Raw genomic sequence first — 15,168 nt, 5'->3', positions numbered from 1 at the left:
CGGTCAGCAAACAAGCAAGAGCCAAGCGATGGACGACTTCTATACCGAAGAGCAGCGGATGATCCACGACGCTGCGCGCGACTTTGCCACCGAACGCCTGGCGCCCAACGCCGCGCAGTGGGACCGCGATGCTGCACTGCCGGATGACGTGGTGCGCGAGATGGGCGAGCTTGGCCTGCTGGGCATGATCGTGCCGGCGGAGTGGGGCGGTTCGTATACCGACTACGTGGCCTATGCGCTCGCCCTGGAAGAGGTGGCCGCCGGGTGCGCTGCCAGCGCGACGATGATGAGCGTGCACAACTCGGTCGGCTGCGGCCCCATCCTGAAGTTCGGCACCGAGGCGCAGAAGGCGCGTTACCTGCCGGATCTGGCCACGGGCCGCGCGATTGGCGCGTTCTGCCTGACCGAGCCGCACGCCGGGTCGGAGGCCAACAACCTGCGCACCCGCGCCGTGCTGCGCGACGGCAAGTGGGTGCTCAACGGCAACAAGCAATTCGTGACCAACGGCGCGCGGGCGGACATCGCCATCGTGTTTGCCGTGACCGACCCCGAAGCCGGCAAGCGTGGCATTTCTGCCTTCATCGTGCCGACCGACACGCCAGGCTTCCACGTTGGGCGGCCGGAGCACAAGCTCGGCATTCGCGCGTCGGACACCTGCCCGATCACGTTCGAAGACTGCGCGGTGCCTGAAGAAAACCTCTTGGGTGAACGCGGCGAAGGCCTGAAGATCGCGCTGTCGAATCTGGAAGGCGGGCGCATCGGGATTGCCGCGCAAGCGGTGGGCATTGCCCGCGCCGCATTCGATGCCGCGCGCAACTACGCCAATGAGCGCATCCAGTTTGGCAAGGCGCTGCGCGAGCACCAGACCATCGCCAACATGCTGGCCGACATGGCTACGCGCCTGAATGCGGCGCGCTTGCTCGTTCACCACGCGGCGCGGCTGCGCAGCGCAGACAAGCCATGCCTGTCGGAAGCCTCGCAGGCCAAGCTCTATGCGTCGGAACTGGCCGAGGAAATCTGCTCCAACGCCATCCAGATCCACGGCGGCTACGGCTACCTGGCCGACTACGCCGTCGAACGTCACTACCGCGACGCGCGCATTACCCAGATCTACGAAGGCACCAGCGAAGTCCAACGGATGGTGATCGCGCGGCACGTCTAGCACGCACCGCGCACATCGACCGAACACGAAAGAGCGCAAACGCGCCGACCAGGAGACGACGATGAACGAAGCGGTATCTGCAGCACAGGGTTTTGTGGAAGCGCGCGATTTTCTGCTGCGCCATCGCACCGACTACGACCGCGCGTATCGCGAGTTCGCGTGGCCAACGCTGGACACGTTCAACTGGGCGCTCGATTACTTCGATGTGATGGCGCGCGGCAACGACAACCCGGCGCTGTGGATCGTCGATGACCCGCAAAGCGGTGGGTTGAAGCTTTCGTTTGCGCAGATGTCGGAGCGCTCGTCGCGCATGGCGAATTTCCTGCGCGGGCTGGGCATCGTGCGTGGCGATCGCCTGCTGCTGATGCTGCCCAACCGCGTCGAACTGTGGGACGTGATGCTCGCGGCGATGAAGCTGGGCGCGGTGGTGCTGCCGGCTACTACACAACTCTCGCCGGATGACGTGCGCGACCGTGTGGAACTCGGCGGTGCGAACTGCGTGGTCGTCGACGCGGCGGAGCTGCACAAGTTCGACGGTGTTGATGCGAGCGTCAAGCGCATCGCCGTGGGCGCGCAGCGTGATGGCTGGATCGATTTGGACGCAGCCTATGAGGCGCCCGCGCAGTTCATCCCCGATGGTCCGACGCGCGCAACCGACCCGCTGCTGCTGTACTTCACCTCGGGCACCACGTCCAAGCCGAAACTGGTGGAACACACGCACCAGAGCTATCCGGTCGGTCATCTGTCGACGATGTACTGGATCGGGCTGCAGCCCGGCGATGTCCACTGGAACATCAGCTCGCCCGGCTGGGCCAAGCATGCGTGGAGCTGCTTCTTCGCACCGTGGAATGCGCAGGCCTGCGTGTTCGTCTACAACTACGCGCGCTTTGTGCCGAAGGACACGCTGGACGTGCTGGTGCGCTTTAACGTGACCACGCTGTGCGCGCCGCCCACCGTGTGGCGCATGCTGGTGCAGGAGCCGCTGGCCTCGTACGCCGTCAAGCTGCGCGAGATCGTTGGTGCGGGCGAGCCGCTGAACCCGGAGATCATCGAGCGCGTGCGCAGCGCCTGGGGCGTGACCATTCGCGACGGCTTCGGCCAGACCGAGACCACCTGCCAGATCGGCAACACGCCCGGGCAGCCGGTCGTGCCCGGTTCGGTCGGGCGCCCGCTGCCGGGCTACCGCGTGGAGCTGGTCGACCACGACGATCAGCCGGCCAGCGAAGGCGAAATCGTGCTGCCGCTCTCGCACCGCCCGCTCGGCTTGATGCAGGGCTACGCCAACAACGCCAAAGCCACGGGCGAGGCGATGCGCAACGGCTACTACCACACCTCCGACGTGGCGATGCGCCGCGACGACGGCTACTTCGTCTACGTGGGCCGCACCGATGACGTGTTCAAGTCGTCCGACTACCGCCTGAGCCCGTTCGAGCTGGAAAGCGTGCTGATCGAGCACGAAGCCATTGCCGAGGCGGCCGTGGTGCCAAGTTCCGACCCGCTGCGCCTGTCGGTGCCCAAGGCGTTCGTGACGGTGCGCCAGGGCTACGAAGCCGGCCCTGAACTGGCGCGCGCCGTGTTCCTCTTCTCGCGCGAAAAGCTTGCGCCCTACAAGCGCATCCGGCGCCTGCAGTTCAGCGAGCTGCCCAAGACCATTTCCGGAAAGATCCGGCGCGTCGAACTGCGCCGCCTCGAACTTGAACGTACGCCCAATCCCGCCCGCTTACCCGGCGAGTACTGGGAAGAAGACTTCGCCTGATTCGCCCATCCCGCATTGAACCAGCTACCGATTCGCCAGGAGACTCTCATGAGCACCGTTGCCTCTCTCGCTTCCGCCAAGCCTGCCGCACAGCAGGACACCCCGCCCACCGTCAAGTTGCTGATTGGCGGCGAGTTTGTCGAATCGCAGTCGAAGGAATGGCGCGACATCGTCAACCCCGCCACACAGGAAGTGCTGGCGCGCGTGCCGTTTGCCACGGCGGACGAAGTGGACGCGGCCATCCGCTCTGCGCACGCCGCGTTCGCCACGTGGAAGAACACGCCGGTGGGCGCACGCATGCGCATCATGCTGAAGTTCCAGGCGCTGATTCGTGAGCACTCGCCGCGCATCGCGCGCACGCTCACGGCCGAGCAGGGCAAGACGCTGCCCGATGCTGAAGGCGACATCTTCCGCGGGCTGGAAGTGGTGGAGCACGCATGCTCGGTGGGCTCGCTGCAGCAAGGCGAGTTTCTGGAGAACGTGGCCGGCGCGGTCGATACCTACACGTTGCGCCAGCCGATTGGCGTGTGTGCCGGCATTACGCCGTTCAACTTCCCGGCGATGATTCCGCTGTGGATGTTCCCGATGGCGATCGTGTGCGGCAACACGTTCGTGCTCAAGCCGTCGGAGCAGGACCCGCTGTCAACCATGCAACTGGTGGAGCTGGCGCTCGAAGCCGGCGTGCCGCCCGGCGTGCTGAATGTCGTGCACGGCGGCAAGGACGTAGTGGATGCACTGTGCACGCACGAACACGTGAAGGCGATCTCGTTTGTGGGTTCCACGGCGGTCGGTACGCATGTGTATCGCCTTGGCAGCGAGCACGGCAAGCGCGTGCAATCGATGATGGGCGCGAAGAACCACGCCGTGGTTCTGCCGGATGCCAACCGCGAACAGGCGATCAATGCGCTGGTGGGCGCGGGCTTTGGCGCGGCTGGGCAGCGGTGCATGGCGACGTCTGTGGTTGTGCTGGTGGGTGCCGCGCAGCAGTGGCTGCCGGACCTGGTGCAGAAAGCCAAGGCGCTCAAGGTGAACGCCGGTGTAGAGCCTGGAACCGACGTCGGCCCGGTCGTCTCGCGCGCGGCCAAGCAGCGCATCCTCGGCCTGATCGAGTCGGGCGTGCAGCAGGGCGCCACGCTGGCGCTCGATGGCCGCAACGTGCGCGTGGCCGGTTACGAAGACGGCAACTTCATCGGCCCGACGATCTTCACCGATGTGAAGACCGACATGGACATCTACACCAATGAAATCTTCGGCCCCGTGCTGCTGGTGCTGACTGTGCCCACGCTGGACGACGCCATTGCGCTGGTCAACGCCAACCCGTTCGGCAACGGTGTGGGGCTGTTCACGCAGAGTGGCGCATCGGCACGCAAGTTCCAGAGCGAGATTGACGTCGGGCAGGTCGGTATCAACATTCCCATTCCGGTGCCCGTGCCGTACTTCAGCTTTACCGGCTCGCGCGGCTCCAAGCTGGGCGACCTGGGCCCATACGGCAAGCAGGTCGTGCAGTTCTACACGCAAACGAAGACGGTGACGGCGCGCTGGTTTGATGACGCGGTCGACGCCGGCGGCGTGAACACCACCATCAGCCTGCGCTGATTGCACCGGGAGCGTTGCCATGAAAATCGCATTCATCGGCCTGGGCAACATGGGCGCCCCGATGGCGCACAACCTGCTCAAGGCGGGCCACGCGCTGACCGTGTTTGATCTGAACACGCAAGCGGTGGGTGCGCTGGTGGAAGCCGGCGCCACGGCAGCAGCATCGCCCAAGGAGGCAGCGGCGGGTGCCGAAACCGTCATCACCATGCTGCCTGCCGCGGCGCATGTGCGCCATGTGTTGACGGCGGAAGACGGTGTGCTGGCCGGCATTGCCAAGGGCGTGCCGATCATCGATTCCAGCACCATCGACCCTGCCAGCGCCAAGGCGCTTGCCGCGCTGGCAGCCGAGCACGGCAACCCCTTCGTCGATGCACCAGTCTCGGGTGGAACGGGCGGTGCAGCGGCCGGCACGTTGACCTTCATGGTGGGCGGCAGCGCTACGGCGTTCGAGCAGGTGCGCCCCGTGCTTTCCGCCATGGGCAAGAACCTCGTGCATTGCGGCGACACCGGTGCAGGGCAGGGCGCGAAGATCTGCAACAACCTCGTGCTCGGCATCACCATGGCAGGCGTGGCCGAAGCCATGTCGCTGGGCGAGGCGCTCGGCATCGACCCGAAGGTGCTCGGCGGCATCATCAACACGTCGACGGGGCGCTGCTGGAGTTCGGATACATACAACCCGTTCCCGGGCGTGATCGAGACCGCGCCATCCTCGCGCGGCTACACGGGCGGCTTCGGCACCGACCTGATGCTCAAGGACCTGGGCTTGGCCGGCGACGCCGCCAAATCCGTCCGCCAACCGGTCTACCTTGGAGCGCTCGCACAGCAGCTTTATCAAACCGTGAGCAGCAAGGGCGATGGCAAGCTGGATTTCTCCGCCGTCATCAAGCTCTATCGGAAAGACGGAGCGGCGTGATGATCGAACTGGAAACGCTGCATCAGGGCGCCGTTGCACTGCTGACGCTCAAGCGTCCGCCGGCCAACGCGTTCACGCCGGAAGGTCTGCTGCAACTGCAATCCACCGTCGAACGATTGAACGCTGACGCACGCGTGCGCGCCATCGTCATCACCGGCGACGGCCCGAAGTTCTTCAGCGCGGGCGCTGATCTGAACACCTTTGCCGATGGCGACCGTGATGTGGCCCGCGAGGCCGCTGCACGTTTCGGTGCCGCGTTCGAAGCGCTGCAGAACGCGCGGCCCGTGGTGATCGCGGCCATCAACGGCTTTGCGATGGGTGGCGGCCTGGAGTGCGCGCTGGCATGCGACATCCGCATCGCCGAGGCCCACGCCAAGCTGGCGGTGCCCGAGACCGCTGTCGGCCTGCTGTGCTGCGGTTGCGGCACGCAGACGCTGCCCTGGCTTGTGGGTGAGGGTTGGGCCAAGCGCATGATCCTGACCGGCGAGCGCGTCGATGCGCAGACCGCCCTGCGTATCGGCTTGGTGGAAGAGGTCGTGGAAACCGGTGCGGCGCGCGAAGCGGCCATCGCCATGGCGCTGCGTGTGACGACGTTGAGCCCGCAGGCCGTTACTTTCAGCAAGCAACTCATCCACCAGGCGCGCGACGGCGTGCCGCGCGGTGCAGCGCTGGCTGTGGAGCGCGAGCGCTTTGTCGATCTGTTTGACCACCCGGACCAGCGCGAAGGCGTGAACGCCTTCCTTGAGAAACGCGCGCCGCGCTGGCATTCCGCACATGAATCGGAGACGCTGCAATGAGTGCCGTCCAACGTCAGGCGACGCTGCCCGAGGCTGGCGCTGCCGAACCCGAGGTGTTGATGCGCGTGGTGAACCGCGTGGCCGTCATCACCTTGAACCGGCCGGCGGCCCTGAATGCACTCTCGCACGGCATGGTGCGCCAGTTGGCGACGCTGCTGGAGCAATGCCGCCACGATGACGGCATCGTCGCGCTGGTGCTGCGCGGTGCAGGCCAGAAAGGCTTCTGCGCGGGCGGCGATGTGCGCTCGCTCTATCAGCTTGCGCAGCAAGGCCGCATGGATGGCGACGACGGCTGGCTGCAGTTCTTCGTCGACGAATACCGGCTCGACTACGCGCTGCATCAGTTTCCGAAGCCCATCGTTGCGCTGATGGATGGCATCACCATGGGCGGCGGCATGGGCCTGGGGCAGGCTGCACGCCTGCGTGTCGTGACCGAGCGCACGAAGATGGCGATGCCGGAGACGCGCATCGGCTTTCTGCCCGACGTGGGCGCCACGCGCTTTTTGAGCGTGATGTCGCCCGAGCTTGAGCTGTATGTCGGGCTGACGGGCGTGACGCTGACGGGCGCCGACGCGCTGCATTGCCACTTGGCCGATGTGTGCGTGCCCGCCGAATGGCTCGCCTCCTTCGAAGAGCGCCTGCAACGCATGCCGCACGACGGCGACCTCATGCAGGCACTGCGCCGCGTGTTCGAACCGCCATGCAACGTCGTGCCGCACGCGCCGCTTGCACAGGCGACGCCGTGGGTGCTGCGTTATTTCGATCGGCGTTCGTCGATCGATCGCATTGTCGCCACGCTGCGCGAGAGCCTGGAGCGCGAGCAGGCTCGCGAGCCACGCCAATGGCTGCAGGCCACGCTTGATGCAATGACTTCACACTCGCCGACGATGCTGCACGTGACGCGCGAAGCGCTGCTGCGCGGTCGGCAGCTGTCACTGGCCGAGTGCTTTCAGATGGAGTTGGGCGTCGTGGCGCGCGCGATCCAGGACGGCGATTTCTGTGAAGGCGTGCGCGCGCATCTCATAGACAAGGATCACCGCCCAGGCTGGGCGCCGGCAACGCTGCCGCAGGTGCGGCCGGAGCGGGTGCGGCATTTTCTGACGTCGCCTTGGCGGACGGAGGCGCATCCGTTGGCGGGGCTTGATTGAGCGTGGCGAGTGAAGGGGCGCATGGGCGACATGCGCCGCGCTGGAGACGGCGCATCAATTTGCAGACGCCTACGCAGATCGGGTTGAAGCCGGGTTGAATTCTCCGCCTGCCAACCCGCATGGCAGCTAGGCTTTGGTGCCTTGCGTCAGATAGTTGTCACAATCGCGGTGCTTACTGGACGGATGCTTTGCCACCCCAGGAGGCTCCCATGGCGACATCCGTCGATTCATTTCAGGTGAAGGTGTATCAGGGCGACAGCGCGGTGCTGTTCGCGTTTGATGTGGCCGATGCAGACCGCGCCGATCTGGCCGGTTTTGCCATCCAGTGCACCCCGCAGGGCGGGGCGCCATATTGGGTGCCCAACCGCTTGACGTTCGACACGCCCATCCACGCAGATGCGCCGCTGAAGGCCGGCAAGTATGCCGATTCCATCGACGCGCCGTTTCAGTCGTTCCACTGGGTCCACTTTCCGCCGCATGCGGCTGCGCAGCTCAGCTACACCGTGCACGCGCGCTACTTCGCGTTGGCGAACCCCGTGCAACTGGAGACGCGCGCCACGCGCACCGTGACCGTCACGCTGCAGCAGCCAATGAGCGATTGGGCCACCGTGGGCATGGTGCGTGGCTATGTGTCGTCGCAGGCATTCATCGATCACTACGGCGGCAACACGGCGCTGGCGCCAGAGAAACGCGCGCAGACAAAATCGCCGCTGCTGTACGACACGCAGCCGTATCAGAACAAGTACGCCTACCTGGGCGCCACGGGCCGCCGTCTCATCATCGATCTGCTGAACCAGTGCCGGGCGTCCGATGGATACGGCATCGACGTGCTGGCCTATGACCTGGACGAGCCGGACATCATCCGTGCCATTGCGTGGCTTGCGCAGAACGGCCGCAAGGTACGCGTGATTCAGGACAACTACGTCAGCACCGGCGCCAACCCGACGGGCCATGGCACTGACAACGCGTTTGAGACGCAGGCCACTGAATACTTCACGCAGGCTGGCGCGGAGGCCCGCCGCACGCACCTTGCACGCTTCCAGCACCACAAGGCGATTCTGCTGCGCGATGCCGCCGGCAAGCCGGTGCGCGTGCTGGCCGGTTCGGCCAACTTCTCGCTGCGCGGGCTGTATGTGCAGGCCAACAGCGTGCTGGTGTTCGAACAAGATGCCGCGCAGCTCTACGCGCAGGTGTTCGAACAGTTGTGGGGATTGATCAACCACTACGGTGAAGACGCCGGCGGCAGCCGCAAGGTGGCGGCTGCCTTCCGTGCCGATGCGCTGGCCGCCAACTGGCAGGCGGTGCCGCAAGGCAGCACGCCGCGTGCGCGCTTCGGCTTCTCGCCGCATCAGACCGATGCGTTGTTGACCGAGGCGGCTGACCGAGTGAAGGGCGCGCTGTCTTCCGTGCTGTTTGCGGTGATGGCCACCGATGGCGGCGGCGAGATGCTGACCACGCTCGAACAGGTGGTGCCGCACAAGGCTGGGTTGCTCTCGCTGGGCGTGATCGACAAACAGGGCGGTGTGGATGCTTTCGCCCCCGGCCGCGACGTGCCCTCTCAAACCGTGTCGTTCGCGTATTTGAAAGACGAAGCGCCTGCGCCGTTCAAGCAGGAAGTGGATGCCGGCACTGGCCAGCACATCCACCACAAGTTTGTCGTGTGCGATTTCAATGGCGACGAGCCGGTCGTGTTCTGCGGCTCGTCCAACCTGTCGAAGGGTGGCGAGGAGCAGAACGGCGACAGCCTGATCGCCATCTACGACCCCGCCATCGTCACGGCCTACGCGATCGAGGCCATTCGCTTGTTCGACCACTACCGCTTCCGCGCTGGCGAATCCAAGGCGACGGCCGACAAGCCGCTGGTGCTGAAGCAGACCAGCGCATGGGCCGACCCGTACTACGATCCGCAGAACATCAAGTTCACGGAGCGCACGCTGTTCGCCAAGTCCGGTACGGCCCAGGAGGCCGTCGTCGTGTGACCGATGCCGGCGGCGGCGTGCAGCTTTATACGCGCCGCTGCCGGTCGCGCCACCAGGCATCGCGCAGGCGGCGCTTGGCGATCTTGCCGTTGTCGTCGCGCGGCAGCGCTGTGGTGAATTCAATCTGGCGCGGGATCTTGAAGCCGGCAATCTGGTCACGCAGCCACTCGATCACGGGCTCGGCCTGCAGGTCTTTGCGTTCGGTCTGGACCACCGCGACAAGGCGCTCGCCGTACTCGTCGTCCGGCACGCCGAAGACAGCGCAGTCGACCACATCGGGGTGGCGCAGCAGCGCATGTTCGATCTCGGCCGGGTAGATGTTCACGCCGCCCGAGATGACCATGTCCGATGCGCGGTCGCACACATACAGATAACCGTCTGCATCGAGGTAGCCCATGTCGCCCAACGTGACGAGGCCATCGCGCTCGATCTTGCTGCGCGCTTCGTCGTTGCCGCGGTAGGTGAAATCGGGGTAAGCGGGCTGGTGGCTGTAGATCAGGCCGATCTCGCCGGTGGGGCAGGGCGTGCCGTCTTCACGCAGGATGCGCACGCGCGCGTCGCACACCGGGCGGCCGGCGCTGCCTGGGCGAGCGGCGGCGTCGCGCGGGTCCATCACGGTGATCATGCCGGTCTCGCTCGAAGCATACGTTTCGTAGATGACGGGGCCGAGCCAGTCGATCATCTTGCGCTTGATCTCCGGCGCGCAGGGTGCGCCGGTGGAGGCCACGAAGCGCAGTGAAGACAGGTCGTATCGGCTGCGTTCTTCGTCTGTCAGCTTGAGCAGGCGCACGTACATGATGGGCACGAGGTAGACGGTGTCGATGCGGTAGCGCTCGATCTGCTCCAGCACGCGTAGCGCGTCAAAACGCGCGTTCACCACCAGCACCTCCGCCATCTGCGCGGCTTGCTGAGCGAAGAGGCTCGGCGCGCTGTGATAGAGCGGCGCGGGCACCAGCGCGCGGCAGCCCGGCACGATACCGAACGTGGCGGCCACCACGGCACGCGCCTTCTGCAGATGCGCGTCGAGCTGATCGAGCGGCACGGCCTGGCGCACCACGCCCTTAGGCCGGCCGGTGGTGCCCGACGTATAGGCCATGTGCCCGCGCGGAGACACCATCGGCCCGTCGTACGGCGTCTGCAACGCGAGCCAGTTGGCATAGCCGTCGGCGCGGTCGGTGCCTTCGGCATCCACGCGCAGCAGTTGCACGTGGGCCGGCAGCAGCGGTTCCACCGCATCCACGAGGTCGCGATGGCCGATCAATACCTTGGCGCCAGAATCGCGCACGAGAAACTCCACCTCGGCCGGCGTGAAGTGCCAGTTGATCGGGCAGAAGTAGCATCCGGCGATGCGGCAGGCGTGCATCACGTCGATGTAGGCGGGCGCATTGCGCAGCAGCACGCCGATCACGTCGCCCTCCTGCACGCCCATGCGGCGCAGCCCACCGGCAAGGGCGGCGCCCCGCGCGAGCAGCGTGCCCGCATCGGTCGGGCGGTCGTCGAAGATCAGGCTGGCGGTCATGCGTGTCTCCTGTGGCGGGTCTCTATGTTGTGATGTTGCAGTCTGACGGCAGCTCAACCTGGGCAGCATGCCGGAACGCCCCACGTTGAACAATCCGCCCCCGATTGCGCACACTGGTGAATGCGATTGGACAACGGGGCCTGTTGGTGAATCCGCGCGGGCGCGACGCCCCCCGTTTTCCCGGTGAGATCCCCCTCCAGATATCCCTTGCGGCGGTGGGGTCGAATGTGTAGCCTATGCCACAAAATTACACATGCCTATAAGAAGAAGTCGATTGAAGACGGGGGAAGGCTGGCGTTGAAAGGGGGCTGACCGCTCCTCTCACCTCCGCCAAGCCGGGGGCCGGGCAGCCACACCGGGCGTGCTTCAGTAGATGCGCCTGACCGAGTTGGATGCGCTGCGGCACAACGGCCGTCATCCGCAAGTGCTGACGCGTTAGGTGGTGTCTCCAGGCGCTGCTTCTGGCGGCGAATTGGCGCCGTCTGTCGAGCCTCTCCAGGCCTCCTTTCAATGGCTTCCTTGTGGTCCATCCCCAACGGCGGACAGCCGCAGGCGGGATGTCGCCTTGCCACGCGCCGTGCATGTCGTCGCGGGCATCGTTCTGAATGCGGTCACCCGCTGGGCTCCAAATGAGCGTGTCGAAAAAGTTCTCAAGCAGGCTCCTGGCTTGCTGCTTCGTCCTGGGTCTTTCCGGTTGCGGCGGAGGGGATGGAGGCAGCACAACCGGCGCGGCTTCTGCAGGGCCTACGGGGCCTGCAGCACCTGCGGCGCAGGGTTACTCCATTGGCGGGGCGGTGACGGGCCTGTCCGGAGCCTTGGTGCTCCAGAACAATGCCACCGACGATCTGGCCATCGGCGCCAACGGCACCTTCACCTTTGCGACCAGCGTATCCAACGGCGCGGCGTATCACGTCACCGTATCAACGCAGCCGGCGACCCAGACGTGCACCGTGACCAATGGCGCCGGTACGGTTTCGGCCGCCAATGTCGGCAACGTGTCGGTGGTCTGTGCAACGAATGCGTTCAAGGTCGGCGGCTCGGTTTCGGGGCTGAACGGAACCGTCGTCCTGCAGAACAACGGCGCAGACAGCCTGAGCCGTTCCACCAACGGCGCTTTTGCTTTTCCTACGCCTGTGGCGGAAGGCGGCGGATTCTCGGTCACGGTGCAGAGCAATCCGGCCGGCCAGAGCTGCAGCATTGCCAACGGCGCCGGCACGATGGGCGCGGGCGACATCAGCACGATTGCGGTCACCTGCACAACCAACGCCTATACCGTTGGCGGAACGCTCTCGGGTTTGAGCAGCGGCACGGTCGTGCTCAAGAACAATGGCGGGGACAGCCTCTCGCGCAGCGTCAACGGCGTCTTCACGTTTCCATCGGCGGTGGCCTACGGCAATCCGTACCTCGTGACCGTATCGAGCCAGCCCGCCAATCTGAGCTGCCCGGTGGTGAATGGATCAGGAACCATCAGCGGCAACGTGACGAACGTGTCCGTGTCCTGTTCGTGTGCGTCGGGGTATAGCGCTTGCAGCGGTGCGTGCGTCGATACCGCTACGGATTCGAACAACTGCGGCGGTTGCGGCGTGGTCTGCCCCGCCAACTTCGCCTGCAGTTCCGGCGGCTGCGTTGCCGCAGCTTGCACGACGACTGCCGACTGCTCAGGCGGGGATGTCTGTCTGGGCGGTACATGCCAGGCGCCCACTTGCACCGATGGCGTGCGCGATGGTCAGGAAACCGACGTGGACTGTGGTGGCGGAACCTGCACAACGTGTGCGGCGGGGCAACACTGCGCCGCGCCAGGCGATTGTGCGTCAGGCGTGTGCACGTCGGGCATCTGCCAAGGGCCGACGTGTTTTGACGGCGTCAAGAACGGTGTCGAAACGGACGTGGATTGCGGCGGGGGCGGATCCTGCCAGAAGTGCGCCGCCGGCCAGACCTGCCTGGTTTCAAGCGACTGCCAGTCCGGCGTGTGTACGGCCGGGTTTTGCCAGTGACCCGCGAATTCTCTACCCATCTGCATCCAAGGAAAGACATGAAGTTCTGGTCAGCCATCCTCGTTTGCGTTGCCAGCGCGCTCCTCTCATGCGCGGCCTATGCCGACGCGCCCATGACCCAGCAACAAGGCGAGGCCATCCTCAACGAGTTGCGCGAGATTCGGCAGTTGCTGGCCCGCCAAGCCGTGCCCGCAGCGCCTGGCAACGCGGCACCGGCGCGCACGCTTGCCGTCAAGGCACCCACAGCGCATGTGATGGGCAAGGCAAATGCACCGATCACGTTGGTCGCCTTTACCGATTTTCAGTGCCCGTACTGCGCGCGCTTTGAAGCCACGACGTTTCCCGAGCTCAAGAAGAAGTACATCGATACGGGCAAGATGCGTTACGTCTTGCGAGACGTCCCGCTCGATTTCCATTCCTTCGCGATCAACGCCGCGCAGTCGGTGCGCTGCGCGGGCGATCAGAACAAGTATTGGGAAATGAAGGATCTGGTGTTCAAGAATCAGAGTCGGATCGATACCGCTGCACTGGCGTCATACGCGCAGGCCCTGGGGCTCGATGCGGGCCAGTATCAGAAGTGCATGGCGGACAACAAGTATCTTGCAGAGATCAACGCGGATAACCAGTACGCGCATTCCGTCGGCATTTCCGGCACACCGTCGTTTGTGGTCGGCAGGCTGGTCGACGGCATGGTGCAGGGGCGGCTGATCGTGGGAGCGCAAGGCCTGAGCGTGTTCGAGCATGCCATCGAGGAGATGCTTGCCAAGCCGTAAGGCGACAGTGGGCAGCACGCCACGCGAGGCCAGATCGGCTTGTGTCCGTAGGCCCCCTTCAGGCACAATGCGCAACCTTGTGGAGATGGCATTCCTCCCTTAACCGCCGGTCTGCGGATCAATAAACCGGCTGATGATGCCTACAAGTTCCTGAACGAAGGAAGTTGTAGGCACACGCCCAAACGACGTTCTGTCGCTCAGGTTTGAGTTCTTCGAATCTGGTCATCATGAAGAAGATGCTTACACGCTCCGAGCCGCTGCTCATGTTCGGGTATCTGCTGCGCTGGCTCTCGCTGGGCTCGCTCGTCGGCATGCTCGCCGGACTGGGCTCTGCGGTGTTGCTGCTGGCGCTGGATTGGGCGACCAACACGCGCACCGCCCACCCCTGGCTGCTGTGGTTCCTGCCCGTGGCCGGGCTTGCCGTCGGCTTGCTCTACCACTACACGGGGCGCTCGGTGGAAGGTGGCAACAACCTGCTGATCGACGAGATCCACGACCCGAAGCGTGTCGTGCCCAAGCGCATGGCGCCGCTCATCCTGCTGGGCACCGTTGTCACCCACATCTTTGGTGGTTCAGCGGGGCGTGAAGGCACAGCTGTCCAGATGGGCGGCAGCTTTGCGGATTATCTGACGCGGCTGTTTTCGCTGGCCCCGGCGGACCGGCGTATTTTGCTGATGGCGGGCATCAGCGCCGGTTTCGCATCGGTCTTCGGCACGCCGCTGGCCGGTGCCGTGTTCGGGCTGGAGGTGCTCGCGATCGGGCGTCTGCGTTATGACGCCATCCTGCCGTGCTTTATCGCGGCCATTTTGGGCGACCTGGTTCCTCCGCTGCTGGGCGTGCACCACACGCCGTACGCGATTCCTTTTGTGCCGCATCTCACGCCGGTCGCGATCGGCTTGGTGGTGGTGGCCGGCATCGTCTTCGGTCTAACGGGGATGACGTTCGCGGCGCTCACACACCGGCTCAGCCGACTGCTGAAGCACCACATTGCGTTTGGCCCGCTGCGCCCCGTGCTGGGCGGCAGCGTGGTCGTGGCTGCGGCCATGGCGCTGGGTACCGACAAGTACCTGGGCCTCGGCATTCCCGTCATCGTGGAGGCTTTCCACAACCCGCTGCCGGCCTACGACTTTGCCGGCAAGGCGGCTTTCACCATCGTGACGCTGGCCTCGGGTTTCAAAGGGGGCGAAGTCACGCCCCTGTTCTACATCGGTGCCACGTTGGGCAATGCGCTCGGTTACGTGCTGCCGCTGCCGTTCCCGTTGCTTGCAGGTCTTGGGTTCGTTGCGGTGTTTGCGGGGGCCGCCAATACGCCCATCGCCTCGACCCTCATGGCGATGGAACTCTTTGGCCCCGAAGTCGGCACGTTTGCCGGCATTGCGTGCGTGGTGAGCTATCTCTTCTCGGGCCACACCGGCATCTATCACGCGCAGCGCATCGGCCATGCGAAGCGCCCCGCCGACGCAGCGACGGCAGGGCAGGCTCCGGCTGAATCTGCCGAGCGGTCTTAGCCCGCAGGTGCGAGCTTGGCTTC

General features: G+C 65.2%; 11 protein-coding genes and 1 riboswitch. Of the genes, 10 read left to right on the top strand and 1 reads right to left on the bottom strand.

Features of this window, described 5'->3' with window-relative positions:
• The first annotated feature begins 28 nt into the window (after positions 1 to 28).
• The 7 genes from ACCD03_RS12040 (at position 29) to ACCD03_RS12010 (ending at position 9,351) form a co-directional block, all read left to right on the top strand.
• Positions 29 to 1,162, top strand: a complete 1,134-nt coding sequence (locus tag ACCD03_RS12040) for an acyl-CoA dehydrogenase (protein ID WP_045202132.1) — start codon at positions 29 to 31, stop codon at positions 1,160 to 1,162.
• 61 nt (positions 1,163 to 1,223) lie between these two features.
• A complete protein-coding gene (locus tag ACCD03_RS12035; protein ID WP_413411712.1) occupies positions 1,224 to 2,918 on the top strand; it encodes an AMP-binding protein in 1,695 nt (564 codons plus the stop codon).
• Positions 2,919 to 2,966: 48 nt separating this feature from the next.
• Complete coding sequence (locus tag ACCD03_RS12030) at positions 2,967 to 4,514, top strand: CoA-acylating methylmalonate-semialdehyde dehydrogenase (RefSeq protein WP_413411710.1); 1,548 nt, start codon at positions 2,967 to 2,969, stop codon at positions 4,512 to 4,514.
• A gap of 19 nt (positions 4,515 to 4,533) precedes the next feature.
• On the top strand, positions 4,534 to 5,427 hold the full coding sequence (gene mmsB / locus ACCD03_RS12025; protein WP_413411709.1) for a 3-hydroxyisobutyrate dehydrogenase: 894 nt from the start codon (positions 4,534 to 4,536) through the stop codon (positions 5,425 to 5,427).
• On the top strand, positions 5,427 to 6,224 hold the full coding sequence (locus ACCD03_RS12020) for an enoyl-CoA hydratase (RefSeq protein WP_413411707.1): 798 nt from the start codon (positions 5,427 to 5,429) through the stop codon (positions 6,222 to 6,224). The genes mmsB and ACCD03_RS12020 overlap by 1 nt, the downstream gene beginning before the upstream one ends.
• A complete protein-coding gene (locus tag ACCD03_RS12015) occupies positions 6,221 to 7,372 on the top strand; it encodes an enoyl-CoA hydratase/isomerase family protein (protein WP_413411705.1) in 1,152 nt (383 codons plus the stop codon). Before ACCD03_RS12020 ends, ACCD03_RS12015 begins: the two co-directional genes overlap by 4 nt.
• 209 nt (positions 7,373 to 7,581) lie before the next feature.
• Positions 7,582 to 9,351 (top strand): phospholipase D-like domain-containing protein, encoded by a 1,770-nt coding sequence (locus ACCD03_RS12010; protein WP_413411703.1) that lies wholly within the window; start codon positions 7,582 to 7,584, stop codon positions 9,349 to 9,351.
• 25 nt (positions 9,352 to 9,376) lie between these two features.
• On the opposite strand, the gene ACCD03_RS12005 is transcribed toward ACCD03_RS12010, so the two are convergent.
• Positions 9,377 to 10,870 (bottom strand): acyl-CoA synthetase, encoded by a 1,494-nt coding sequence (locus ACCD03_RS12005; protein ID WP_413411701.1) that lies wholly within the window; start codon positions 10,868 to 10,870, stop codon positions 9,377 to 9,379.
• Positions 10,871 to 11,688: 818 nt separating this feature from the next.
• On the opposite strand from ACCD03_RS12005, the gene ACCD03_RS12000 reads away from it, so the two are divergent.
• The 3 genes from ACCD03_RS12000 (at position 11,689) to ACCD03_RS11990 (ending at position 15,145) form a co-directional block, all read left to right on the top strand.
• Positions 11,689 to 12,864, top strand: a complete 1,176-nt coding sequence (locus tag ACCD03_RS12000) for a hypothetical protein (RefSeq protein ID WP_413411699.1) — start codon at positions 11,689 to 11,691, stop codon at positions 12,862 to 12,864.
• 38 nt (positions 12,865 to 12,902) lie between these two features.
• Positions 12,903 to 13,637, top strand: coding sequence for a DsbA family protein (locus ACCD03_RS11995; RefSeq protein ID WP_413411698.1), 735 nt, complete (start codon positions 12,903 to 12,905; stop codon positions 13,635 to 13,637).
• 72 nt (positions 13,638 to 13,709) lie between these two features.
• Positions 13,710 to 13,787: riboswitch (Fluoride riboswitch) on the top strand.
• A gap of 77 nt (positions 13,788 to 13,864) precedes the next feature.
• On the top strand, positions 13,865 to 15,145 hold the full coding sequence (locus tag ACCD03_RS11990; protein WP_413411697.1) for a voltage-gated chloride channel family protein: 1,281 nt from the start codon (positions 13,865 to 13,867) through the stop codon (positions 15,143 to 15,145).
• The last annotated feature ends 23 nt before the right edge of the window (positions 15,146 to 15,168 follow it).

Source organism: Ralstonia sp. Ralssp135, assembly GCF_047304345.1.
Taxonomy (GTDB): Bacteria; Pseudomonadota; Gammaproteobacteria; order Burkholderiales; family Burkholderiaceae; genus Ralstonia; species Ralstonia chuxiongensis.
This window is presented reverse-complemented; position numbering and strand designations above follow the sequence as displayed.